Annotated in this window: 17 protein-coding genes; 9 read left to right on the top strand and 8 right to left on the bottom strand. The window is 39.7% G+C overall.

All coding sequences use genetic code 11. From position 1 onward, the window contains the following. Positions 1–657, top strand: coding sequence for a tRNA (adenine(22)-N(1))-methyltransferase TrmK (locus tag L0Z67_RS10680; protein ID WP_062569990.1), 657 nt, complete (start codon positions 1–3; stop codon positions 655–657). Here the strand turns inward: L0Z67_RS10680 and L0Z67_RS10675 are convergent, their stop codons facing one another. From L0Z67_RS10675 to dinG, 7 genes are all read right to left on the bottom strand, one after another. Continuing rightward, positions 658–900 carry a hypothetical protein gene (locus L0Z67_RS10675; RefSeq protein ID WP_062569991.1) on the bottom strand — a complete coding sequence of 81 codons (243 nt, stop codon included), beginning with the start codon at positions 898–900 and terminating at the stop codon, positions 658–660. A gap of 174 nt (positions 901–1,074) precedes the next feature. Further along, a complete protein-coding gene (locus L0Z67_RS10670) occupies positions 1,075–1,233 on the bottom strand; it encodes a YbaM family protein (protein ID WP_083515333.1) in 159 nt (52 codons plus the stop codon). After that, positions 1,223–1,501 (bottom strand): late competence development ComFB family protein, encoded by a 279-nt coding sequence (locus tag L0Z67_RS10665; protein WP_062569992.1) that lies wholly within the window; start codon positions 1,499–1,501, stop codon positions 1,223–1,225. The genes L0Z67_RS10670 and L0Z67_RS10665 overlap by 11 nt, the downstream gene beginning before the upstream one ends. A 45-nt stretch (positions 1,502–1,546) precedes the next feature. Continuing rightward, a complete protein-coding gene (locus L0Z67_RS10660; RefSeq protein WP_405128723.1) occupies positions 1,547–2,440 on the bottom strand; it encodes a histone deacetylase in 894 nt (297 codons plus the stop codon). After that, on the bottom strand, positions 2,437–3,045 hold the full coding sequence (locus tag L0Z67_RS10655) for a primosomal replication protein (RefSeq protein WP_405128010.1): 609 nt from the start codon (positions 3,043–3,045) through the stop codon (positions 2,437–2,439). Before L0Z67_RS10655 ends, L0Z67_RS10660 begins: the two co-directional genes overlap by 4 nt. After that, a complete protein-coding gene (locus L0Z67_RS10650) occupies positions 3,046–3,822 on the bottom strand; it encodes a TSUP family transporter (RefSeq protein ID WP_062569995.1) in 777 nt (258 codons plus the stop codon). Continuing rightward, positions 3,822–5,897: an ATP-dependent DNA helicase DinG gene (gene dinG / locus L0Z67_RS10645; protein ID WP_062569996.1), complete on the bottom strand. Its 2,076-nt coding sequence runs from the start codon at positions 5,895–5,897 to the stop codon at positions 3,822–3,824. The genes L0Z67_RS10650 and dinG overlap by 1 nt, the downstream gene beginning before the upstream one ends. 133 nt (positions 5,898–6,030) lie before the next feature. Here dinG and L0Z67_RS10640 point away from each other — a divergent pair, with 133 nt between their 5' ends. The 5 genes from L0Z67_RS10640 (at position 6,031) to L0Z67_RS10620 (ending at position 18,187) form a co-directional block, all read left to right on the top strand. Beyond that, on the top strand, positions 6,031–8,379 hold the full coding sequence (locus L0Z67_RS10640) for a DNA polymerase II (RefSeq protein WP_405128009.1): 2,349 nt from the start codon (positions 6,031–6,033) through the stop codon (positions 8,377–8,379). A gap of 245 nt (positions 8,380–8,624) precedes the next feature. Next, positions 8,625–11,471, top strand: coding sequence for a TonB-dependent receptor domain-containing protein (locus L0Z67_RS10635; protein WP_237114227.1), 2,847 nt, complete (start codon positions 8,625–8,627; stop codon positions 11,469–11,471). Positions 11,472–11,764: 293 nt separating this feature from the next. Beyond that, on the top strand, positions 11,765–15,970 hold the full coding sequence (locus tag L0Z67_RS10630) for an ATP-binding protein (RefSeq protein ID WP_405128008.1): 4,206 nt from the start codon (positions 11,765–11,767) through the stop codon (positions 15,968–15,970). Between the two features lie 102 nt (positions 15,971–16,072). Further along, positions 16,073–16,378 (top strand): H-NS family nucleoid-associated regulatory protein, encoded by a 306-nt coding sequence (locus L0Z67_RS10625; protein WP_062570000.1) that lies wholly within the window; start codon positions 16,073–16,075, stop codon positions 16,376–16,378. A 63-nt stretch (positions 16,379–16,441) separates the two neighbouring features. Then, a complete protein-coding gene (locus tag L0Z67_RS10620; RefSeq protein WP_193987501.1) occupies positions 16,442–18,187 on the top strand; it encodes a DEAD/DEAH box helicase in 1,746 nt (581 codons plus the stop codon). A gap of 40 nt (positions 18,188–18,227) precedes the next feature. Here the strand turns inward: L0Z67_RS10620 and L0Z67_RS10615 are convergent, their stop codons facing one another. Then, a complete protein-coding gene (locus tag L0Z67_RS10615) occupies positions 18,228–18,557 on the bottom strand; it encodes a ribonuclease E inhibitor RraB (RefSeq protein WP_062570001.1) in 330 nt (109 codons plus the stop codon). A 206-nt stretch (positions 18,558–18,763) separates the two neighbouring features. Between L0Z67_RS10615 and L0Z67_RS10610 the strand changes: the two genes are divergently transcribed. From L0Z67_RS10610 to L0Z67_RS10600, 3 genes are all read left to right on the top strand, one after another. Next, complete coding sequence (locus tag L0Z67_RS10610) at positions 18,764–20,455, top strand: autotransporter assembly complex family protein (RefSeq protein ID WP_405128722.1); 1,692 nt, start codon at positions 18,764–18,766, stop codon at positions 20,453–20,455. Position 20,456: 1 nt separating this feature from the next. Next, positions 20,457–24,158, top strand: a complete 3,702-nt coding sequence (locus tag L0Z67_RS10605) for a translocation/assembly module TamB domain-containing protein (RefSeq protein ID WP_405128007.1) — start codon at positions 20,457–20,459, stop codon at positions 24,156–24,158. An 88-nt stretch (positions 24,159–24,246) separates the two neighbouring features. Beyond that, complete coding sequence (locus L0Z67_RS10600; RefSeq protein ID WP_405128006.1) at positions 24,247–25,119, top strand: peptidylprolyl isomerase; 873 nt, start codon at positions 24,247–24,249, stop codon at positions 25,117–25,119. Positions 25,120–25,164: the final 45 nt, after the last annotated feature.

The following is a 25,164-nucleotide window of genomic DNA, read 5'->3' as shown; positions in this document are numbered from 1 at the left end:
ATGGCTCTGAGTAAACGTTTATCTGCTATTGCTTCGATGGTCACAATTGAGTATGACGAAATTTGGGACTGTTGTTGCGACCACGGTTTTTTAGGCATTGAATTACTAAAGCAAAATAAGGCACCGAAGATTCACTTTGTGGATATTGTGCCAGAGCTAATGCAGTCATTGCGTAATGTGCTTGAACGCTTTTCGACAGATAAGCAGCGCACAGCTTGGCAGGTCCATTGTCAAGATGTGGCTAGGATTGAACTGAGCCCTAATAAGCGTCACTTGGTCATAATTGCAGGGGTTGGGGGAGATTTACTCGTGCAGTTTTTATCGCAAATAGTATTGCGTAATCCCCATTGTCAAATTGATTTTGCTGTTTGTCCTGTACATCACAGCTATAAAGTGCGAAGCCATATGCAAACATTAAATATGGGCTTAGTCGATGAACAAATTATTTGTGAAAACAAGCGCTTTTATGAGGTTATTGCTGTTAGCACACTGTCATCAGAGCCGCTTTCACGGACAGGTACAAATATGTGGCAATTGAGTCGTAAAGAGCACAAAGCATATCTACAGCAATTACGTGCTCACTACGGCCGTATGCTGAATCAAGATGCTGAGTATTATCAAGGTGTGCTTGATGAATATAAAGCGCTAGATTGTTAATTACAGCTTATTAATTTCTTGTTTTACGTTATAGCTTGAATCGGTCACAATCGCTTCAAGTGTTTGTACCCGTTGCTTTAATTCAAGTAATTCAGCGGTAACAGCCGCCACTTGTTCATTTGCTTCTTTGCTGTCTTTTAAGGTACGAGATTTAAACTCTAGGTGTTTTTTATACATATCGTAGATAACACCTGAACTGACGGAAATGAGTACAATTAATACCACCATGGTTGTACCTGACATAATTTATCCTCCTTTTATATTTGTACTTTATTCAATAGAGTATAGCTTGCATTATAAAAAGCAAAGGGGTTTGTGTTACAAGGTATTTCCTTTGTCGTGCTATAACGGTGGAGATGATAACAAAAATGGGGAGGTTAATACGGTTAAAGCCGCACAATAAATAAACTGCTTAGGTTAATCAGATGCTTGCATTAACTTTTTTTCAAAATCAGATTTTACAATTTCAAGAGCTGCGAGTACATCTTCTGCTGGCACATCGTTTTGTTCTAATAGCATGATTAAATCGACAGCAAGCTTAATATGATTTGGCGCAGCCTCCAATTCACGACTCATTATTGAGTTCCTTCTTCTTTGAAACTTGAGTGATGGCAACATCGATAGCGGTTTGTACTTGTTGCTCCATTAGCATTCGCTCTGATTGCGGCAGATAAAACTCCATATCTACATCGTAACGAATATAACGCGCAGGTAACTGATTAAGGACTGTACAGCACAAGTCAGCCATGATGTCTTCATTATACACTGATTCAAGATTGCGTTTTGCAATATCATCTACAACGAGCTTTTCAAAATAATTGTGAATATCATCGTGTAACTTCATACATATCGACCCTGATTAATTAGTATTTTTAGTGTATACCAAGCTTTAAAATAAATCGACAGCGGCTTTAAAAAGCTGCTTATGTACATTGACTAAACGTTCGGTGTTACGTTGATAGCCGCCACCTAATGCTGCAAAAATAGGAATGTTATGTGCCTTGGCTTGGCTTAAAACAAAATGGTCGCGTTGATAAACACCCGATAAACTTACCGAAAAATGGCCTAATTCGTCATCACTAAAAATATCTGCACCTGCGTTGTATAAGATAATATCCGGTTGATGCAGTCTAGTTGTAAGCTCAAAGGCTTGTTGCACGGCTTTTAGGTAGTCACTATCTTTCGTTCCATGCTCAAGAGAAAAGTCGTAATTAGAGCATTGCTTTATGCGAGGAAAATTTTGTTCGCAATGAATAGAGCAACTAATAATCTGCTCGTGTTGATTAATAATCTCGGCAGTGCCGTCACCTTGATGTACATCACAATCAAAAATAACTACGGTGTCGGCTTGTTCAGTTTGTATAAGGTGTGCGGCGGCAATCGCTAAGTCATTAAAAATGCAAAAACCACTGCCATAATCACTAAATGCATGATGATAACCACCACTTAAGTTAAATGCTGCACCATGCTTTAAAGAATATTCAGCGCCTTGAATCGCTGCTCCCACTGAATATAAACTACGCTCAACAAGTGATTCAGACCAAGGAAAGCCCATTTTTTTAATGGCTTTTGGTGCAAGCGTACCTGCGAGAAATGCATCTATGTAATGCTGATCGTGGCACAGGGCTAAGTGTTCTTTATTTGCTTGCTTGGGTGTTATAAAAAAATCGTCATCAATAAAATGACTTAGCTGCTCTTTTAACAATTGGTATTTTTGAATCGGAAAGCGGTGTCGCTCTGGTAAATCAAGTTCAGAGTAGCTAGGGTGGTAGTAGTACATTATTTGAGTTGCTGTTTTTCGACTTGCTGTATTTTATCTTCAGTGGCCGAAATGGCTTTTCGGCACCGGCCAAGCCTTGCATGAAGAGCTAATATTTCTTTGTTTATTTCACTCGCTTGGGTAGTATTAGCAGCATCGAGTTTTAATTTTCTTTCTTCAATCATTAACACCAATCTGCGCTCGAACTCATGATTTTGTTTTAATTCATCATACAACTCATGCGATGATTGCATAATCTTTTTAACTGCTTGTTTAAAAATATGCTGTTTTGGTTTTGCTTTATAAGTGAATTTATTCTCTTTTGCCCACACAGGCGTTGATTTTATGACATTAAATACTGCCTGCACCTGTTGAGTTATGCGTTCTAGTGCATATTGATAGGCATGACGATGTTCAGCGGGTGGTAAAGTGGCAAGCTCTTCTTCTATCTCGATGACATAATCGGCGAGTTTCATGCTCTTTGTTGAAAAGACCCCTTTATCAAACAAACTTGGTTGCGCTTGCATATAACGGTTTTTAGCAAAAAAGTGACCGTTATCAAATTGTTCAGCTTGATGCTTAAGCCTAGCAATTTGTTCATGTAGTTTGTTTAAAGCAGGTGAGTTCATTTATAGGTAGGCCTCATAAATTAACTTTAAAGCTAAAATAATTACCACAGTATTAAAAACAGGGCGAATCATTTTACTGCCGAATTTTATTGCAGAATGAGCGCCAATCCACGCACCCAACATAAGAAAAAAGCCCATCGTGATACCAAGCAAAAAGTTAACATGGCCCAGTGCGACAAAGGTGATCAACGAGATAAAATTTGAAACAAAGTTCATTGATCGAGCAAGACCGCAGTTTAGCAGCAAGCTCATTTTATAAAGTAAGCTGTTTGACGCGGTCCAAAAAGTCCCCGTGCCTGGCCCTGCTAGGCCATCAAAAAAGCCCAGCCCCAAGCCTTGTATCCATTGTTTAAGTTTTGTTTTTGCATCGAGTTTAGGCAGTTCATTATGCTCGGTTGTGCTTAAACTACCAAATAGGCTGTAGCATGCGACTAAAATAATAACGATAGGGAGCAATTTGTTTAAAAAGTCGATACTTAGGTAATCAACGATTAAGGTACCTAACAGCGCACCGATGGCTGTGGCCATAATGGAAGCGGCCCAAAACCTAGGGTTAAATAGCTTTTTGCGAAAGTAAGTGACACTTGCAGTGAGTGAGCCAAAACTAGCAGCTAACTTATTGGTACCTAGGGTTAGATGGGGAGGAAGGCCTGCGGTCAAAAGTGCAGGTACTGTCAGCATACCGCCACCGCCTGCAATTGCATCAATAAAGCCTGCGGCTAAGGCAACAGCGCAAAGTAGTGCCCATGTGGTTGGATCTAAAGCTAATTCAAACATTAATAATCAATTTGTCTTTTAAAGGGTGGCAAGGTATCAAGCATGGCTTTGCCATACCGCTTGGTCACTAAACGGCGATCAAGTATTGTAATGCGACCTTGATCATTTTCTTTGCGCAGCAGTCTACCACAGCTTTGTACTAATTTCTTCGCTGCATCAGGAACGGTGATCGATAAAAAAGGATTGCCTCCTTTACTTTGTACAAATTCCGCTTGGGCTTCTTCAATTGGTGACGTGGGCACTGCAAATGGGATTTTTGTGATTACTAAGTTTTCAAGGTACTTGCCGGGCAGATCCAGCCCCTCTGAGAGACTTTGTGTGCCAAATAAATAACTAGCGCGACCTAGATCAACATTTGCTTTGTGTTTTTTGAGTAAGGCTTCACGTGACATCTCGCCTTGTACGAGCACATCAATACCTTTACTGCGTAGCACCTTTACAACGTGATCCATCTGCCAATATGAAGCAAACAGGACTAAGTTGGCTCTTTTATCATCTAGGAATTTGGGTAATTGCTCAGCGAGATGATCACTAAACGATTTATCTGTGGGTTCAATATGGCTGCTTGGAATATGCAACGTCGCTTGTTTTGGGTAGTCAAATGGTGAAGGCACTTTGATGTATTTTACGCCTTCTTCTTTTGCAAGCCCGCATTCGTAAGCAAAATGATCAAATGAACCAAGCGCCGTTAATGTGGCTGAACAGAGCACTGCACCTGCACATTGGTTCCATAATTTATCTTTTAGATAATAACCGACTTCAATAGGACAATCGCTGAGTAAATGATCATGATGGTTCTTATACTCTAGGCGTTTTATCCACCGTGCATGGGGAATACCTTCGCCTTTTGTGGCATAACTAAACCATAATTTGTTCAGTAACTCTAAGCGATTAATATACTGACCGCTTTCAGCTAAGATAGGATCGGCTACGTAAGGTTTTATATCGCCATCACTGACATCTTGTACCAAGGTGTCATGCATTTTGTTAAGCGCGCGTAGAGCATCTAAAGTGGCATCGCTGATATCTTTTGCTTTCGCATGTAAAGAAGCTGGGATTTCACCGTGCTCAAAACGATAGGTATCGTCACTGTTGTAGTTAAAATCTGCATTATCAAGAATATCACGCACCACTTTTAAATTCTTTGCCGCATCATTGATACTGTCACTGAGCTTGAAGTTTTGTCCTATGGCTTTTTGACCTACCAATACATTCGCCATTTTTCCAGCGAATTTAACCAGCTTATCAAGCCAATCTATAGTGCCTTTAATCGTTGCTGCAGCAGATGAAAAATCTCGGGTGATGTGGGCTAAGTGATGCGCTTCATCAATCACATAAATAGTGTCATCAGGCTCAGGGAGAATTTTACCGCCGCCAAGGTCTAAATCAGCGAGCAATAAAGAATGGTTAATGACGAGTACGTCCATTTGCATAAGACGCTGACGTGCCATGTGAAAAGGGCATAATTGATGAGCACGCATCTGCCGTTGGCATGAGTGCTTATCACAAGCAATTAAGTTCCACACTTTATCAGGAATTGTATCAGCCCAGCTATCGCGGTCGCCTTGCCATTGTTTTTTAGAGTAAGCATTATAGAGTTGTTTTAAACACTTGGTTTCCATATCAGATAATGGAGATGACAGTGTCGGCATAAACTCCATTTGTGTCTGGCTATCACCATTGACTGCAGCACTAAGTTTTTGTGCGCAAATATAGCGTTGCCGACCTTTAACCAAATCAAACTTTATATCCAGCCCTGAGTGTTCCTTAAAAAATGGCAGTTCTTTATTAATGAGCTGTTCTTGAAGGGCGACTGTCGCGGTTGAAATAACCAGCTTTTTCTTTTTTGCCATTGCCAGAGGGATGGCTCCCAAGCAATAGGCAAGTGATTTACCTGTGCCAGTACCCGCTTCTATAACGCAGATACGTTGCGATTTATGGTATTCGCCAGCCAAGGTTTTAGCGATTTCTGCTACTAAATAATTTTGACTGCTACGAGGACGATAATCAGTTAGGTTATCAGCAACATGCTTATGAATTTGCCTAATTGTTTTTTTTAAAGAGTCAGAAAGCATGTCCAGATAACCTAAAGTATGTATATAATTACAGTAATGAATTTTAGAGATTTAACGCGGTAACTACAAGCAACTTGTGGTTAATTTTGTCGCTCAGCGTTTGCTTTACTCTTTTTGGCTAAAAGGTTTTTACATGCAGCTTGCTTCTGGCTTTATTCTTTCTACGCAATGTTTTGATAATGCCAACGGTATATCTATGGTAGTGTGGATCTTGTCAGAGCAAGGGCCTGTTAAACTGATTAGTTCGCCGCAAAAGGCGGTATTTTTTGTTCGTGAGCAGGACCTGAATACTGTCACTCGCCTTTTTAATGAGTACCAAACTCACTGTGAAATTAAACATATATCGTTAAAAACATTTCAACAACACCCTGTCGTTGCCTGTCATTTTTCGTCCTTAAAACACTATTACAAAGCAGCAAAACAACTTAAAGCTCACTTTGTGAATGTGTATGAAGACGATATCAGGCCGGTAGATCGCTTTTTGATGGAGCGTTTTATAAAAGGTGCGGTGTGGGCAAAGGGGCGAGTCGTTCAATCTTCACCTTTTCGTGTTTTAACAGATGTTCAGTTTAAACAAAATAATGATTTCACACCCCACTTTAATAGCCTCTCATTAGATATTGAGTGCAGTGGGGACGGTGTCTTATTTTCTGTGGGCTTAGTGGGGGACAAGGTCGATACTGTTTTAATGATAGGTGAGCCGCTTGATACATCAGAGCTTGATTTTAATATTCAATGGTGTGTTGATGAAATAGATTTGCTCACTAAATTATGTGAGAAAATTCAAGTCATTGACCCTGATGTTATTATTGGTTGGAATGTCATAGAGTTTGATTTCAGTGTCTTGTATGAACGTGCTGAGGCACTAGGTGTTGAACTTCCCCTAGGGCGTAATAATGAAAAAATGCAGTTAAGGGTCGGCAATTTCACGCGTGTCACAGTCCCAGGCAGAGTTGTTATTGATGGTATTGATACGCTCAAAAATGCCACGTATCACTATGATAGTTTTAGCTTAGCTAATGTCGCCAGTATTGAGCTTGGTGAAGAAAAGCTCATTAGTACGGATAACCGGTTAGATGAGATTGTTCGTCAATTTAACGAGGATAAACTTTCTCTTGCAGCGTACAACCGACAAGATTGTATTTTAGTACAGCGTATTTTCAAAAAATTAAAGTTACTCGAATTTGCTGCCGTTCGCAGTCAAATGACCGGTCTTGAACTTGAAAGGATGGGCGGCTCTGTAGCTGCCTTTACCAACCTTTATCTTCCTTTATTACACCGTAGTGGCTATGTGGCACCGAATTTGGGTGATCATGGCTTAAGCTTTGACAGCCCCGGTGGCTATGTTATGAACTCTGAACCAGGGTTATATAAAAATATTGTGGTGCTCGATTATAAAAGTCTTTACCCGTCAATAATGCGTACTTTTTGCATCGACCCTTTAGGTCTAGTCGAGGGGCTAAAGGAACCAGAACTAGCGATTGAAGGGTTTAATCAAGCCCTGTTTTCAAGAACTAAGCACCATTTACCTAAATTAATTCGCCAATTAGCCACAACCCGACAAGTTGCTAAAGATAACAATCAACCGATGCTTTCGCAGGCCATTAAAATCATTATGAATAGTTTATATGGCGTATTAGGCTCTAAAGGTTGCCGATTTTACGATCCGCGTTTATCAAGTTCGATTACCTTACGCGGGCATGAGATCATGCAGACAACAAAGCGATGGATTGAGCAGTGGGGTTACCAAGTTATTTATGGTGATACAGATTCGACATTTGTTAAGTTAGATGATGAACTAAGCCCTGCAAATTGTCATGAAATAGGTATTGAACTTGCTACGAAAATTAATGCGCGATGGCACGCAGAGCTTGAAAAAAATTATAATATAACCAGCTGCTTAGAAATTGAATATGAAACTCACTATAGCCCATTTTTTATGCCAACAATACGTGGTAAAGCAACGGGCTCAAAAAAGCGCTATGTAGGTAAGATAGATAAAAATGGCGCCACACACCTAGTGTTCAAAGGAATGGAGACAGTGCGCAGTGATTGGACAGAGTTAGCTCATAAATTTCAAGTTGAGTTGTTTGAAATATTATTTAGCGACTCATACAGTCAAGAATTAATCATACAAACATTTGATAAGTATGTGAAAAAGCTCTATAACGGCGAATTCGATGCGCTGCTTATTTATCGTAAACGTTTAGGTCAACACTTAACTGATTACCAAAAAAATATCCCTCCTCATGTTAAAGCTGCAAAGCAATACCTAGCTGACAACCCTCACCGTGAAATTAAGCGCGGACAAACTATTGAATATGTGTACACCGCACAGGGAGCTGAATTTTATATCGGCACCCATCAATATGATTATTCCATTTATGTAAATAAGCAATTGTTGCCAATAGCTGAAATGATTGTTGGTAATTTAGTTGCAAAATTTGCGTCAATTGAAGATAGGCAAATACAGCTTCTCTAGTTCTTTTTGATGAATCTCTAGCTGCAAACTCCTCTATTTTAGTGGCTTGTATTGGTTGTTTGTTTTTTGAGCGAAAAGATGGGGTTGTTACAGCTTAAATTTATTTTTATTAAATAAATGTAAATAAAGTGCTGGAAATTTATTTTCATTTGTTTATTATTCTCCGGCCAAACCTATTTTTGGTAACAAAAAATAAACATAATTATACTAATTATAACCACTATTGGTGGTCCAGGGAGAATCAAATGTTAAATAATCAAGTTTCAAAAGCGGTGCGCCTTGCGCTTGCTTTTGGCGTTGCTTCTACTTCGACAGGTTTTTCTATGGCTGCAAATGCAGCCGATGACGGTGTTGAAAAAGTTGAGCGCATCCAAGTAACAGGTTCACGTATCAAACGTACAGATCTTGAAACGGTTAGTCCTGTTACTGTAATGACTGCTGAAGAGATTAAGTTGAGCGGTTTCTCTCGTGTTGAGGATGTATTAAACCAATTACCACAAATTGAAGCTGCGCAAAGTTCATTTCTTGCGAATGGCGCAACGGGTACCGCGACCGTTGACCTTCGTGGCCTTGGCTCAAACAGAACATTGGTATTGATCAATGGCCGCCGTATGCAGGCTGGTAGTATTACATCTCAGGTTCCAGATATTAACCAAATTCCAGCATCATTAGTTAAGCGTGTTGACGTACTCACAGGTGGTGCGGCGGCAGTTTATGGTGCTGATGCTGTTGCGGGTGTTGTTAACTTTGTGATGAACGATGAGTTTGATGGTATTTCATTCAATATGGGAGCATCAGGCTATCAACATAATAATGATAATGGGTATATTCAAGGCCTGATGGATGATCAAGGCTATGATTATGAAACGGGCAATACGGGGATCGATGGTAAGTCATATAGCTTAGATTTAACGGTAGGTAGTGGCTTTGACTCTGGTAAAGGCCATGCAGTTGGTTACGTAACTTACAACCGTCAAACAGAGTTGTTGCAGGGCAGCCGCGACTATTCGTCATGTGCTTTAAATGGTGCGGGTAACGTGTGTGGTGGTTCAGCAAATACACCAAACCCACACTTTGATATCTTCCCTGTTGTTGATGGCGAAGTAGACTATAAACAAGAATTTTGGGGCTATCTAAACCCAAATGGTCAGGGTTTTATTGAAGACGATGGTTATCGTTATAACTATGCGCCGGTGAATCACTTCTTACGCCCAAATGAGCGCTTTACATTAGGTAGCTTCATTGATTATGAAATCAATGAGCACTTTAGACCATACCTAGAGTTCTCATTTATGCACAATAGAACAGCTGGTCAAATCGCTGAGTCAGGTACGTTCTTCAACGAAGAGTTTTTAATGGATTATAACAACCCATTATTGTCGGACTTACAAAAACAGCAGTTGCAAGAGCTTTTTGGTCAAACAGGAAGTGACCAATTTGTTGCTTACATCGGTAAACGTAATGTTGAAGGTGGCCCGCGTGCAGATAACCTAGAGCATACTTCATATCGTATCCTAACGGGTATGGAAGGTGAGATTAATGATAACTGGACATATGATGTTAGCTATAACTATTCTGCAACAACATCGAGCTCAGTGTATAAAAATGATTTATTAGCACCAAAAATTGGTCCACGTGTTGGCGCTGTTGGTACATCATGTGAAGAAGCAGATGGTTGTCTTTACTATAATGTATTTGAACTAGATGGCGTAACACCTGAGCAAGCAGCGCAGCTGGCAGGTGTTGGTACGCAAACTGGTTTAGTGACACAAACAATTTATAGTGGTTATGTATCAGGTGAGCTTGATTTGACTCTGCCAAGTGCATCTTTACCTATTGCAGCTGTATTTGGTGTGGAACGCCGTGAGCAAGAATATGAGCGTACATCAGATACGGTTTATGAAGAAGGTCAGTTATTAGGTCAAGGTGGTCCATCACCAAGCTTATATGGCTCGATTGATGTAAATGAAGTGTACGGTGAGCTACAAATCCCAGTGCTAGATGAGTTTAATATTTCAACAGCTGCACGTTGGTCTGATTACTCAACAACAGGTTCAGATACAACTTACTCAATTGGTGGTGATTATACACTAGCCGATGCGTATAAGTTCCGTGCAAGCTTTGCAAAAGCGGTTCGTGCTCCTAATGTTGGTGAGCTATTCTCAGCACAAAGCATCAGCCTTTGGAGTGGTAGTGACGGTTGTGCAAGTGACAGCCCTGCATATGATTCAACGCAGTGTGCTAACACGGGTGTAACTGGTTCACAGTATGGTGCCGTTACTGCATCACCTGCGGGTCAATACAATCAATTTGCTGGTGGTAATCCAAACCTAAAACCGGAAGAAGCTGAAACCATTACGATTGGTTTAGTTGCAAACCCATTTGATAACTTCAACTTCTCTGTTGATTATTTCCAAATTGAAATGGAAAAGGTAGTGGGTGTTGTGGGTGCTGAGCGCATCTTAAATAACTGTGCTACAACCGGTGATGCTTTCTTCTGTGATAATATTCAACGAAGTGCATCAGGTAGCCTATGGTTAGGCCAAGATGGTTATGTTGTAAACTTAAGTGACAACATTGGTGGTCGTACGTGGGAAGGTGTTGATTTAACAGCTGCTTATACAATGGAGCTTAACGAAGCAACATTGAAATTTGATATTAATGGTTACTACAGCATCAAAAAAGAAGTGGAGCCAATCTTAGGTGATGAGTCACTGGCTTATGATTGTTCTGGTAATGTAAGTACGGACTGTTTTGCATCACCAAAATGGCGTCACACTGCGAATGTAAATTATATTGCAGATGATTGGCGAGTAGGCCTTAAATGGCGTTACTACGGCGGCGTAGATTACGAAGGTGATGCAGATACATCACTAATTGAAAATGGTGGTATTGATTCTTACAATTTCATCGACCTTTCAGGTAATTACTCTGTAAATGAGCACGTAACGCTGACAGGTGGTATTAATAACATCTTTGATAAAGAGCCACCTATGGTTGGTAACACTATTTCGTCAAACGCGAATACAGTAGCCGGCTACTATGACACTTTAGGTCGTTTTGTACATATGAGTGTTAACCTTAAGTTTTAATGAACTGTTAATATTTTTCCCTACTAAGGCCAAGACATTATGTTTTGGCCTTTTTCTTTGTTGCATTAATTGTTTGTTTCGAGCTATTTGACAGGTCTACTTGTGTAACTGCTTGGTTAAATCAATTTTTATACAACATCTAGCCAGTTTTGCGTAAAGTTATTGTTACCGTATTGCTTTTTGGCCTCATCGTTAAATGCAAGAAGTTAATACACAATAGGTCGTTTTATTGTAGGGGATAACTTATTCTCTTATACTTTAATATGTTGAGTGTTGACTCAGAAGGTTTTTTGTTGAAAAGCTATAAATTAACTATATCACTAGCGCTTTTATTTTTTTGTACTTTTTTTACGCAAGCCACACAAGAGGATAAACCAAAGCTCAAAGCGGGTATCGTCAATTACAACTTCTTCCCTTACCACACGCGTACAGAGGAGGGGCAATTCTCAGGAGTCATCGTTGGTTACAGTGATGAAATTGCTCGCCTAACCGATTCAAAGCTAGAGTATCAAGTGTTCGATAGTTTAGATCTTCTCCTCGATGCTCTACAAGCTGGGGAAATAGACTTTACGGTTGGTTTAAATAAAACTGCACAGCGTAAGAAGCATTTCTTATTTTCAGCTCCGTTTATGGAAGCACCTCAGGGTATTGTAGCCAACCAATCTATTGCCAATGATGCGTTAAAAAACTTGGCAAGCTTACGCTGGGTTTGTATAACGGGAAGCTCTCATTGTGAATATTTGGCACAAAATGGTGCGTTATTTATCAATCGTTTTATAAAACCCGAGGATGCCTTTGATAAAGTATCAGACGGTACTTTTGATGCTTTTTTAGGTGATTACTCGGTGCTCTCCCATTATTTAAAAAAGCGCCCACAAAAGAACTTAAAAATAGTCAGCCCAATTTGGCTTGCCAGTGAAACACTACATGTCATGTTTAACCAGCAGAAGGTCGTATTGAGAAACCAAGTTAATTCTTTACTTGCTTCTATCTCACCGACAACCAAACAGCTCTGGGAAAACTCGGCAAGTGAAGAATATTTAGCATCAAAAGCCTATAGCCAGTTTAAGCGAGACTTTAATCGAATAGGGGGGGATGAAGAAACAAACCTATTACTGACATTTTCGTTTGTAGATGATTTATTTCCAGTCAATTCGACGAATAATAATGGTGAGGCAACGGGTTATCTAAACGATACTATGATGTTACTGGCGCAGCGAAGTGGTATTCAATTTAAATATATTCCTGCAGCCAATAGTGATGAATTGGCAAAGTTGTTTCTTGCTAATAAAATTGATCTTATTCCGACCATGACACCTGATAAGCTTGATCATGGTACTCTAATTGCGCTTCCTTCACATTATAGTTTCGAGATGATCTTGATTTCTAAACAAAGAAACAATGGTTCTCGCATTGGTTATCTTGATGTATTTGCAGATCCTAAACAGAAATTAATCACAAATAAACCTATCGAAACTGTCTCGTTTAACTCAGTCAAAACACTTTTCTATGCCCTAAGAAACGATACCATTGATGGGGTGATGTTACCGCAAAGTATAGCGGCCTATCAGCTTAACCAATTTTATATTGGTGAGTTTTATATAAACCCCCGATATCAATACACACAGCCTATTTATTTTTTAATCAATCAAAATCTGCCTGATTTTGCTACATTGCTTGATAGCTTATTTAAAACATTAACAAGTAATGATTTCACTCATATTGTAAATCGGCATGGGATTTTTAGTATTGAGAGAGGTTATGACAGGCAAACGGTTAATACGACAGCTATTTTAGTTTTAATATTGATTTTTGTCTCTATTGTGTACTTCATTGGTTGGCGCTACACCATCAATCGCGAAATAGTCAAGCGACAAAAAGCAGAGCAAGTCGCGTTGGAGAAGTTAAATTTCACCCAAAAGTTAATTGATGATTTACCTACAATGGTGGTGATACAAGATAAAGATCAAAAACGCCTAATGTGGAATAAGGCTTACCGCGAGAACTTTGCGCATTTATGGGATGAGCAAAAGCAATTCTTGCGCGATGATTTACCTGTTGTTAAAGACTTGATTGCACAAAACAAATATAGTTTAGACTCAGGAAAAGCCATCAATCAGCAAATTAAATATACCAACCGACAAGGAAAGCAACTTGATTTGCTGTATACAAAGAAACCTTATTTCGGAACTGATGAGCAATTAGCTGGAATTTTGACAGTGATAACGGATGTAACACAGCACCACAATTTACAACGAGAGACACAATCTGTGCAGCGTTTGTTGCAAACGATAACAGATACGATTCCAGGTGGTGTATTTCAGTATGAGTATTATGATAATGGAGAGGGCTGCTATACCTATATAAGTAAAGGCGCACAAAGTTTACTCGGGGTTACCTCCCGTACAGTCAACCAGCGTGGTATGACCGGTTGTATTTCACCGTATATTGATGATGTTGATCGTATCAAAATAGCCAAAGCATTTAAGTCAGCCAGTAAGTTAAATAAAATAATCGACATAGAATTTCGGGTAAATAATTTAGGTCAACAAATCTGGTGTCGTTATATTGCCAACGCTGAGAGTATGACTACTTCGACAAATGAAGGGATTCGTTGGAATGGAATTTTACTCGATATTAGCTTATTAAAAAGACAGCAAGCCGATTTAAGTAAAGCAAATCAATTAGCGCATCAGGCTGAGCTCGCAAAAAGCCGCTTTATAGCCACAATGAGTCATGAATTACGTACGCCAATATCAGGGGTTAATGGCTTTATTGAACTACTAAAGTCATCTACTTTAACAGATGAACAATTCTATTTATTAGAGCACATCGATAGCTCTATTTCTAAGCTACTAAGCTTAGTGAATGATATCTTGTATTTTGCTAACACTAATTCAGGCAACATCGAATTAAATTATCAAGATGTAGATCTTGAGTCGCACCTGTGTCGTGTTTTTCGTGCTCATGAATACTTAGCAAAAGAAAAAGGTTTAGACTTTACGCTTTCTTGGCGAACAGCGGCGTATACATCTGCACAGGTTGATGTAACTCACTTGATGCAAGTGCTTTCAAATGTTCTTAATAATGCGGTTAAATTTACTGAATCAGGTAGCATTAATTGTGACGTATTGTTCGATAAACATAAATTAAAAATTGAGGTGTCGGATACGGGCACAGGAATGACTGCACAGCAACTTGCAGATATTTATACCCCTTTCGAGCAAGCTGATGGCTCCACACAGAGGCGTTATGGCGGGGCAGGGCTTGGACTTACATTGGCTAAACAATTAATTGAAGCAATGAAAGGGGAAATTACGATTTCCAGCACCTTCTCGAAAGGGACAAATGTTTATATTTCGGTTCCATTAACGAATGTATTCAAAGATAAAAGCCCATTACCATCTCTATATTGGTCAGTATATAGTAATAACCGTCAATTACTTGATAACTTATCGACTATGGGCATTAACTATAATCAATTATCTTGGCCGATAGATAAAAATACATTCACCAATATAGAGAACATCCTCATTGATGAACAATATATGCAGCAGTTATGGGGGGATGATTGGCAGCAGGCTATACCTCACTCAAGTAATCGTTATATTATTGTCGCTCTATCTGGTGAGGGAAAACCACACCTAAAATGCTGTTGTCATACCTTAGGGGTTAACCCCATATACCCAGATCTATTACGTGAACTGTTCAATAATGTTCATGCCAACACTCAATTTATTTCCTCAAAAGGCACGGATAGTTTGCATGGCAAGATTCTGATAGCTGAGGATAATAAAACTAATCAATTACTATTAGAAAAACAGTGCCAGAAGTTAGGTATTAAAGCTGTGATGGTTGAAGATGGTATTGCAGCATTAAATACTCTGCGTAATGGTCATTTTGATTTGTTATTGACCGATTGTCATATGCCACACCTAGATGGCTTTAAACTAACTCAGCAGCTTCGTGGCATGCCTGAGTTTAAATCCTTACCAATTATAGGGTTTACTGCTGATGACTCCCAAGAGTGTCTTGATAAAGCAATGAAAGTAGGGATGAATTGTGTGTTATTTAAGCCATACAAACTTAACGAGTTATATAACAGGCTAGTAGAGTTTATTGATCTACAAAAAGACAAAAACCAGGTACAAGAAACGAATATAGAGTCATCGTTAACAGGAATAAAAAGCAAACAGCATTGGTTAAATGTTTTTGGAAATGAGGCAGATGCAAAAATGTTGGCAGATGTATTTGTAAATAGCCTGCAAATCGATTTAAGTACGTTAAACGAACAACTCGAAAATAGTGAATATAGTAAGATTTCTTCAACTATTCATAAGCTTAAAGGAGCTATCGTGATGCTTCAGTATCCAGCACTCTCTGAGCTTATAGTGAATACAGAGCAAGAATTTAGCAAAAACCAAGACCCAGAAATTGTTCGAATGCTTATTGTACAGTTGAATGATATCGTGGATAAAATAAAAGGTTGGTCTGAATAAAATAAATAAAGTTAGGGTATATAATAGATTATTTTATATTTTCCTCATATACTGGTTGAGGTTCTATATGTAACTTAACTTTTATAATAAAGAGAGCTTTCAATGAAAGAAATTCGATCTTTTGTAAAAACTGCATCTTTAAGTGAGCTAGAAAAAGCAAAGCAACTTATTGATACAGCTATCGAGAAAAATACTCAACAGCAAGAAGCTAAAAAAGAAGTACTCGATCTTTTAAAAGAAAAAGGACTTACATTAGAAGATCTACAAGATGTGGTAGGCACTGATAAGCGCACAAAAGTAAAACCTAAATACCGCATTGAGTATAATGGTGAAATCGTTGAGTGGACTGGCCGTGGTAAACGACCTAAAGCATTCCAAGGCGTTGATTTAACTAAACACCTAGCATAATTTCACTTTAAAGATTGAAAAGGGAAGCGTATGCTTCCCTTTTTTGTCGCCCATCATACTAGTATGAAATACACATTAAGACCTTATCAGCAAGAAGCCGTAGATAGAACCGTTGCGCACTTTCGAAAGACAAATGATGCCGCGTTGATTGTGTTGCCCACAGGAGCGGGTAAAAGCTTAGTCATTGCGGAACTTGCAAGAATAGCTAGGCAAAAAATTTTAGTGCTCGCCCATGTTAAAGAGCTGGTGGAGCAAAATGCACAAAAATATGCCAGCTTTGGTTTTAAGGCGAGTATCTTCTCGGCAGGTTTAAAGCAAAAATCACTGAGTGAACAAGTGACCTTTGCCAGCGTCCAGTCACTTGCTAGAAATACCGCACAGCTTGACGAAGCCTACTCATTGCTAATTATTGATGAGTGCCACCGTGTAAGTGGCGATGATAAAAGCCAATATGGACAGGTGATCAGTGCCCTGAAAAAGCAAAACTCACAACTCAAAGTGTTAGGGTTGACTGCGACACCATTTAGAATGGGTATGGGCTGGGTTTATCATCATCATTACCATGGATTTGTTCGAGGGGAGCAATCAGCACCATTCAAAAAGTGTATTTTTGAATTACCACTACGCTACATGATTAAACATGGCTATTTAACACCTCCTCATGAAATTGATGCTGCAATTAGTCATTATGACTTTGCTTCATTACCCAGTGACTCTTTTGGTCGCTACAGTGTTGAAAACATGAATGCACTGCTTAAGGACAGTACCCGGGCAACCAAAGCCATTATTAAACAAGTGATTGATTACAGCGAAAATCGCCATGGAGTGATGATTTTTGCAGCCACTGTTATGCATGCAAAAGAAATTGTTGGCTATTTACCTGCTGAGCAAACTGCGTTGATTACAGGGGAGACCGATAACAACGAACGCGACCAAATTATTACTCTATTTAAACAAAAACAGTTAAAGTTTTTGGTCAATGTTTCGGTGTTAACAACAGGGTTTGATGCTCCTCATGTCGACTATATTGCTATTTTACGTCCTACAGAATCAGTGAGTCTATACCAGCAAATAGTAGGTCGTGGACTGCGTTTAAGTGAAGGGAAAAAAGATTGCTTAGTCATTGACTATGCAGGGAATGGTTTTGATCTCTTTTACCCAGAAGTAGGCAGTAAAAAGGGGCAAAGTGATAATGAACCAGTACAGGTACTGTGTCCTGGTTGCGGTTTTGCTAATATTTTTTGGGGCAAAACAGACGATAGCGGTAAAGTGATTGAACATTTTGGGCGACGCTGCCAAGGATTACTTGACGATGGAGACACACAAGAACAATGTGATTATCGCTTTCGCTTCAAAGAGTGTGAGCAATGTGGTGAGCAAAATGATATTGCTGCTAGACAATGTCAGTCATGTGGCGCAATGATGGCTGACCCTGATGATAAACTACGAGAAGCCCTTAATTTAAAAGATGCCTTAGTGCTTCGTTGTAGCGGGTTGTCAGCGAAGGCATTACCTAATGGACTTTTAAAAATAAGTTACTTTGATGAAGATGGCGCCAGTTGCGATGAGATTTTTAATCTAGCGAATGATACTGGGCGATTTATTTTTAATAAACAGTTTCAGCGACATAAAGAGGGAGCAGCTAGCAAAAAGTGGCAAACTGCTGAACAAGTTGAATCAGCACAGCATTTATTAGTTGCCCCCGATTTTGTTATAGCGCGTAAAAATAAGAAGTATGGTTGGAAGGTAGCTGAGAAATTGTTTGATTATGAAGGCAGCTTCAGAAAAGCAAATCAATTGTCACATTAGGGCTTTGCGCGATATTGCATCGCGCAACAAACTATATTAATTAATCTTCAGCCATCAAGCCCCAACCATCACCATAGCCATTATGACCGTTGGCAATACTTTCAAGGTATTGTTCTGTTTGAGAAAGTAAGGTGTGATCTGGCACCATTTTAACGCGTGTAATCACTTCCCATACGCCAGTATCAGGGCATTTATTGAGTTCTGTACTCGGCGCTAACTCGTCACTTTCAATGGCTGTTGCAAACTTTTCTGCATCTGGCTTTTGCTCAAACAAAATATAAAAGTCGACTTCTTGTAAACAGTTTAAATCGACACCGGCAGCCGCAATTTCAGCTAATAATTGACCATTTTCATCGTCTGGGAAATGCATTTAATCGCTCATTCATTTTAAATCTAGTTATTGTCCGCTATTGTAGCGAAATTAATAGCGTTACGTGTACTAATTTTACTATTTCCATTATGTCAGTCATTATCTCACTGTGTTAAAATTAGTTTGTACTCATTTTCGCTTCAGGCATTTCAAAAAGGTAAGGATATTTTTTGTTCTCTCGGCATTTCTTTTTTGTCTTTTTACTTTTGTGCACCTCTTTTAGCCATCCAGCTTTTAGTGCAGCAACAATCATAAAAGAATATAAAATTCAGGGACTCAGTGGTGAACTTGAAAAAAACGTTGAACTTTACGTTAACCAGTTAATCGATGAAAAAGCGTCAAAAGCACTTAAACGCCATGCAAAAAGTCAAGTTGAAACAAGCCTAAAAGCACTCGGCTACTATAAACCCGTTATTAAAATTAATTTCGACCAAGAAAAGCAGCTTATTGTTGTTAATGTGGAGCGAGGACCTGTCACTCGTATTGCGAACATAAATATAACCATTACCGGTGCGGGAAAAAGCGACCCCGAATTTATGGCGGCAGTTAACGGCATTAAACTAAAACAAGGTGATTTTCTAAATCATGCTAACTACGAAGCGGCTAGAAAGCGAATTGAAGGCCAGCTTCTTGAACTTGGTTACTTTGATACTAAGTGGCACCAACGCACATTAGCTGTGTCTTTGAAAAAAAACAGTGCCGATATCACGTTTAACATAGACACCGGTCCTCGTTATCAGTTTGGAGAAATTATTATTGGCAATGAAACACCCGCTGAAAAATATATTCGCTCACTTACGAGCTTTAACAATGGCCAGCCTTATAAAGCAACGGAGGTTTCTGATTATAACCTAGCGTTGTCAAGCACGCCTTATTTTTCCAGTGTCAGGGTTTATGCCGATATTGCAAACCGTAAAGAACAACGTGTTCCCGTAAAAGTAGATGTCCTTCATAAACCAGCAAATAGTTATGAAGTTGGTGGTGGCTATAGCACTGACCTTGGCCCAAAAGTGCGCTTTAAATGGACAAAGCCTTGGATCACAAGTGATGGTCACTATTTAGAAAGTAATCTGAATGTGTCACAAAGACAACAAGATATATCGCTCGGTTACACCGTGCCAGTTGATGATCCCAATGATGACTTATGGCGCTTTTCTGTGGGTTATAAGTTAGAAGATGAGCTGACAAACGATGTTTATAGTAAAATTTTAACAGGCCAAATACAACGGCAATGGTTAACCGACGATGATTGGGTACGCACCGCCTTTATTCGACGTGATCGTGAAACTTATCGTATCGGTGATGAAGAGCAAAGCTCAAAAATGTTGATGCCTGGCATAAGTTACGCAAAAAAAGAGACTGAAGGTGGCACAACTCCTTACGAAGGCTACCAATGGTTGATCTCTGCCGAGTTTGGCTTAAAGGATATGTTCTCGACCACCAATATTATACGTTTACAATTGCAAAATGCATGGTTAACGACAGTGGCTGATCGCCATTTATTTTTCTTGCGTGCTAATTTAGGGGCCATGTTAGTGGATGATATAGACAATGTGCCTTTTTCACTTCGGTTTTATGCTGGTGGTGATCAAAGCGTGCGTGGCTTTGCGTATCAGTCGATTTCACCTGAGGATGAAAATGGGCGCTTGATTGGTGGTAAATATTTAATGTCAGGGACCATGGAGTATAACTATCAGTTTGCTAAAAACTGGCGCGCAGCTTTGTTTGTTGACAGCGGTACAGCAACCAATGATTTTAGTGATCGAGTCGAGGTCGGTGCTGGTTTTGGTTTGCGTTATTTAACGCCTGTTGGACCAATTCGTATAGACCATGCTTGGGGAGTAACAAAAGAGAGTAAAAGTACGCGTTTAAGTATTACCATAGGGCCTGAAATTTAATATGAAGTTTAAAAAAATAATCTCAGTACTCACGGTAACACTTTTAAGCATTGGCGTTTTACTTTTTTGTTTGTTATTCACCGCACCTGGTAATCACTTTATTGCATACTCAGCTAATAAGTTGGTGGATGGCTTAGAGATTAAGTTACCTTCAGGCCGTTTTTTATATAATGATCCGTTTGATGTGCGTTATGAAAACCAAGCTATCAAGCTCTATGCTAAACAGCTCAAAGTTGATCTTTTTTGGTGGGGGTGCGATGGCATCTGCCTTGATAATATTAGTGCACTGAACATTGATGTAAATGTTAAAAGCAAACAAGCAGTAGCGGGGCAACAACCACAATCTGCTCAAGAGCAATTACAAGAAGATGCTTCACTCGTCGCAGAGCAAATCACATTACCGCTGAAAGTAACCGTTAAGCGTATTGCAATTAACCAATTAACTTTAGCGCACCCAAGTGCTGATGTGACTATTGAAAAGCTAAACCTTTCTGCTGTTGCCGAGCTATCTGATATTCTCGTTGATGCGCTGAAAATTAATACTGTTACAGTGCAACTTCATGAAGTCAAAGAGCAGCCCAAAAGCCAACCATTAACGGTACTGCCTGCATTACCCACTCTGGACTTAACTTTACCCCTTGATATACAACTTAATACTTTAAATATCAGTAAAGTAGCGGTGACACCGGTCGCATCCGAAAGTGCTGAAGTCATTAACAATATCGCCCTCTCAGCGACTGCGAAAGGTCATGAAGTGAGAGTTGAAAAGCTTGACGCACAATACAATGATTGGCAGTTAAATACTGATTTATTTGCTGAACTCAATGCGGATAACTCAGTGCAAGGCCATGTTGCTCTCACTCACCCTAGTCATCAGTTAACGCTTGAGCTAACAGGGTCGTTAGCTGATTTAAAAATGACGTTGTTAACACAAGGACAGTACCCTTTAAAAGTGGATGCGCAAGTCAATCTACAAAAAGATAACTTTCCATTTAGTTTAACCGGCCGTGTTGATACGTGGTCGCTTGATGCAGGCGCTGAACAACTCAATATTTCAAAGCTAGATTTACATGGGCAAGGGCATGCAAACGACTATAAAGTTAAAGTTGATTTAATTAGCCAACTTGGCGCATATCCTCAGGTGTCAGTTAGTAGCCAATTGCAAGGAAGTTTAACAAAGGCAAACCTCGATCAGCTAAAGTTAAATGCTAATGAAAGCCAAGCAATTATTCACGCATCGGTTGATTGGTCAAAAGGTGTAAATACTGAATTTAACGGCAAACTTGAACACTTAAAAGCACAGTATTTAACTGATGCTATGAGTAGTGATTTATCAGGTGGTTTCAAAGGATCATTTGGTTTAACTGGTACTGACTGGCAGTTGGCAGTCGAGAATACCACAATTAATGGTACCGTAAACGATGTACCTGTAAGTCTAGAATCAGACTTTAAACTTGATAGCAGCCTGCATGCAAGTTTTGAAAAACTGCAATTAAAAAGTGGCCGTAATGAGCTTGCTCTATCAGGCCAAGTTGATGACAGCTGGCGTGTTGATGGCAAGCTACGCTTAGATGCCGCCGACCAAGAAATTTTACCTATGCAGGGCAAAGGGAATGCAGACTTAGTTATTCGTGGCGAGCGTTTAGCCCCTGTGGTTGATTTAAATTTAGCTCTTAATACCTTGAGCTATCAAGATCTTCAAATTGATGGATTAACACTTAAAGGTCAGTTCGACTATGCTGCCGACTGGCAAACAGATATATCGCTTGTTCTGGATTCTGCAACCATGGCAGAGCATAAGATTAATCAGGCTGAGTTAAATATAGCAGGTGACAAGGTTGATCATCACCTGCGGCTGCTTTTAGATGCGGACCAAGGAAAAGCATCTCTGGATATTAATGGGCAACTTAAAAAAGACAAATGGCAAGGTAGTTTAAGTAATATTTTAATTACCGATAATCATATACGTTTAACCACAGATAAAGCGATTAAAGCACATGTTGATATAAATACGCTCGACTTTAATATTGCTGATCATTGTTGGCAAAGTGCAAGCTCAAAGCTTTGTGTTAATACACTTCAGCAGACTAAGCAGTTTGGTCAGCTAAATGCGCAGTTAGCTGCGTTATCACTCCCAGAGTTTAACCGATTTATACCTGAAAATATTAAGGTCAACGGTTCAGCAAACGGCGAATTTGTGGCTAATTGGGCTGATGGTGCGCTTAAAACAATGCGTGCCAATATTAGCACCAGCGAACTTGTAGCTACACTGATAGATGATGCAAATGTGTATAAACTGCCTATTGAAGAGCTTAACTTGTCGGCGATGAGTGATGCCAGTATTGGCAAATTAGAGGCAACACTTGATTCTTCTGTACTTGGTAAAGTGACGTCACACATTAATATCGACGATATACAAGCTAATCAAAATTTATCCGGCGAGCTAGAAATTGACAAGATCTTGCTGACAAATATTCAGCCATTTATTGGTTCGCTTGAGCAACTAAGCGGAGAAATTAGAGGCAAGCTGAACGTTGCAGGCACATTGAAAGAACCCTTGCTAAATGGTGAGTTAAATGTCGAGCGAGTTAACTTAGATGGTGCGACTTTACCTGTTTCACTGCAAGATTCGCACGTTAACATTGCATTTAATAATCAAAGCGCAGAGATCACAGGCAAGCTGAAAGACGCAGAGGGTGGTTCACTCAATTTGTCGGGTGATATTGATTGGCAAGCTGAGTTGCCGGATGTGAATGTGAAGCTGGAGGGGAGTGAGTTTTTCGTTCGTGCGCAGCAAGATGTCACATTTAAGGTCTCGCCAGACATTACGATGTCATTAAAAAATCGTGCATTTAATTTAGAGGGGCAGGTTGTCGTGCCATGGGGCAGAATTGAAATAGAAGAGCTTCCCGAAGGTGCCGTGCAAGTGAGTGATGATGAAGTCATTGTAGATATAGAGCAGCAAAAAACGGAAAAAGCCCCGTTTGATTACGCTATTAATTTGAAGCTTTTAGTGGAGAATGATGTACGTATCGATTCATTTGGCCTCAAATCAAAAGTAGCAGGCGATATAAATATTAGTATGGATCAAACCACTCCTATGATTGCAACGGGTGAGTTAAATCTAATCGAAGGTACTTATCGTGCATTTGGTCAAGATTTACAAATTCGTACAGGGCAGGTTGGCTTCAGTGGTTCGATTGATAAACCTTATCTCAATATTAAAGCAATTAGAAATCCAGAAAACACCTCAAATGGGGTTATTGCGGGGATCACTTTAACGGGGAATGTTGAGCAGCCCTCTTTGAAAGTTTATTCAGAACCTGCCATGGACCAAGCACAAGCACTGGCGTACCTATTGAATGGTCAACCGTTAGATGAAGGCGACAGCTCAACGGATGCGATGCTTACACAACTTTTACTAGCCCAAGGGGTTAACCGTAGTGAAGGGGTTGTTTCTAAAATAGGAGAAAGCTTTGGTTTATCTGACGTCAGCTTGAGTTCAAAGGGGAGTGGCGATGATACGAAAGTAGAAATTTCAGGTTACCTGACCCCAGGTATACAAGTTAAATACAGTGTGGGAATTTTTGATTCGTTAAGTGAAGTGGCTGTGCGTTACCAACTGTTGTCACAACTGTACATTGAAGTAACCAGTGGGCTCTATCAAAATGTTGATATTCTCTATAAGTTTGATTGGGACTAATACAAGTTAGAATTTCCGTACACTTTTACTTGCGTAATAAAGCAGAAGTTAATAGGCTGAGTTGTCAACAACTTAAAAGATAATAACAATGAAACTAACTCTATTAACGGTGTGTTTTAGCACACTTTTACCTGTCTCTTTACACGCTGCTGAGCAAGTTGAAAAGCGCTCGGCAGCGGATATTATTAAAACGGCTGATAAGTCACAGTGGCGAACAGTATCAGCAAACAACATTCTTAAACTCACCTTACCAACTGGGGCGGCGTATATAGAGTTAAACGAAATGCTCGCCCCAAAGCACGCAGAAAATATGAAACTGCTCGCCAGAGAAGGTTTTTATAAAGGCTTGAATGTCTACCGCTTTGTTGAAGGTTTTGTCGCGCAAGGGGGAGATTCAAGCGAAACAAAAACACCCAAAACAGCAAAAACAGCTCTTCCCGCCGAATTTTATTACCAAACAAAAAAACCGTTATCCATTACTCAGCTTCAAGACCCTGACGGCTATGCCACAAAAACAGGCTTTTTAAATGGTTTTGCCGTTGCTCAGAATGAAGCGCAAACACAAACTTGGCAGACTCATTGTCCTGGTATTTTTGCGATGGCACGCGATAATGATATCAATAGCGGCGGAACCGAATTTTATGTAACGATAGGTAACGCGCAGCGTTATTTAGACCGAAACACAACGGTGTTTGGTCGTGTTCTGGAAGGGATGGAGCATTTTAACTTGTTGAGTCGAACGCCCACAAAAGGTGAAGTATTTAATCCGATCACTGACATGCAAGTGTTAGCTGATATTAGTGAGGAAGATACAAGCCAGTTTAGAGTAATGAGAACTGACTCATCGTCATTTGTGGAATTGATTGAAGCGCGTAAAAACCGGATGGGCGAATGGTTTGTGCAAAGTGCAAATTATATTGATGTATGTGCCATGCCTATTCCTACAGAGCGAGTTAAATAACCCGCTATGCAAATTCTTTTGAGTGCGTTTAATTCTCGCGCGCTC

Source organism: Pseudoalteromonas sp. PB2-1 (assembly GCF_045040605.1).
Taxonomy (GTDB): Bacteria; Pseudomonadota; Gammaproteobacteria; order Enterobacterales; family Alteromonadaceae; genus Pseudoalteromonas; species Pseudoalteromonas arabiensis.
This window is presented reverse-complemented; position numbering and strand designations above follow the sequence as displayed.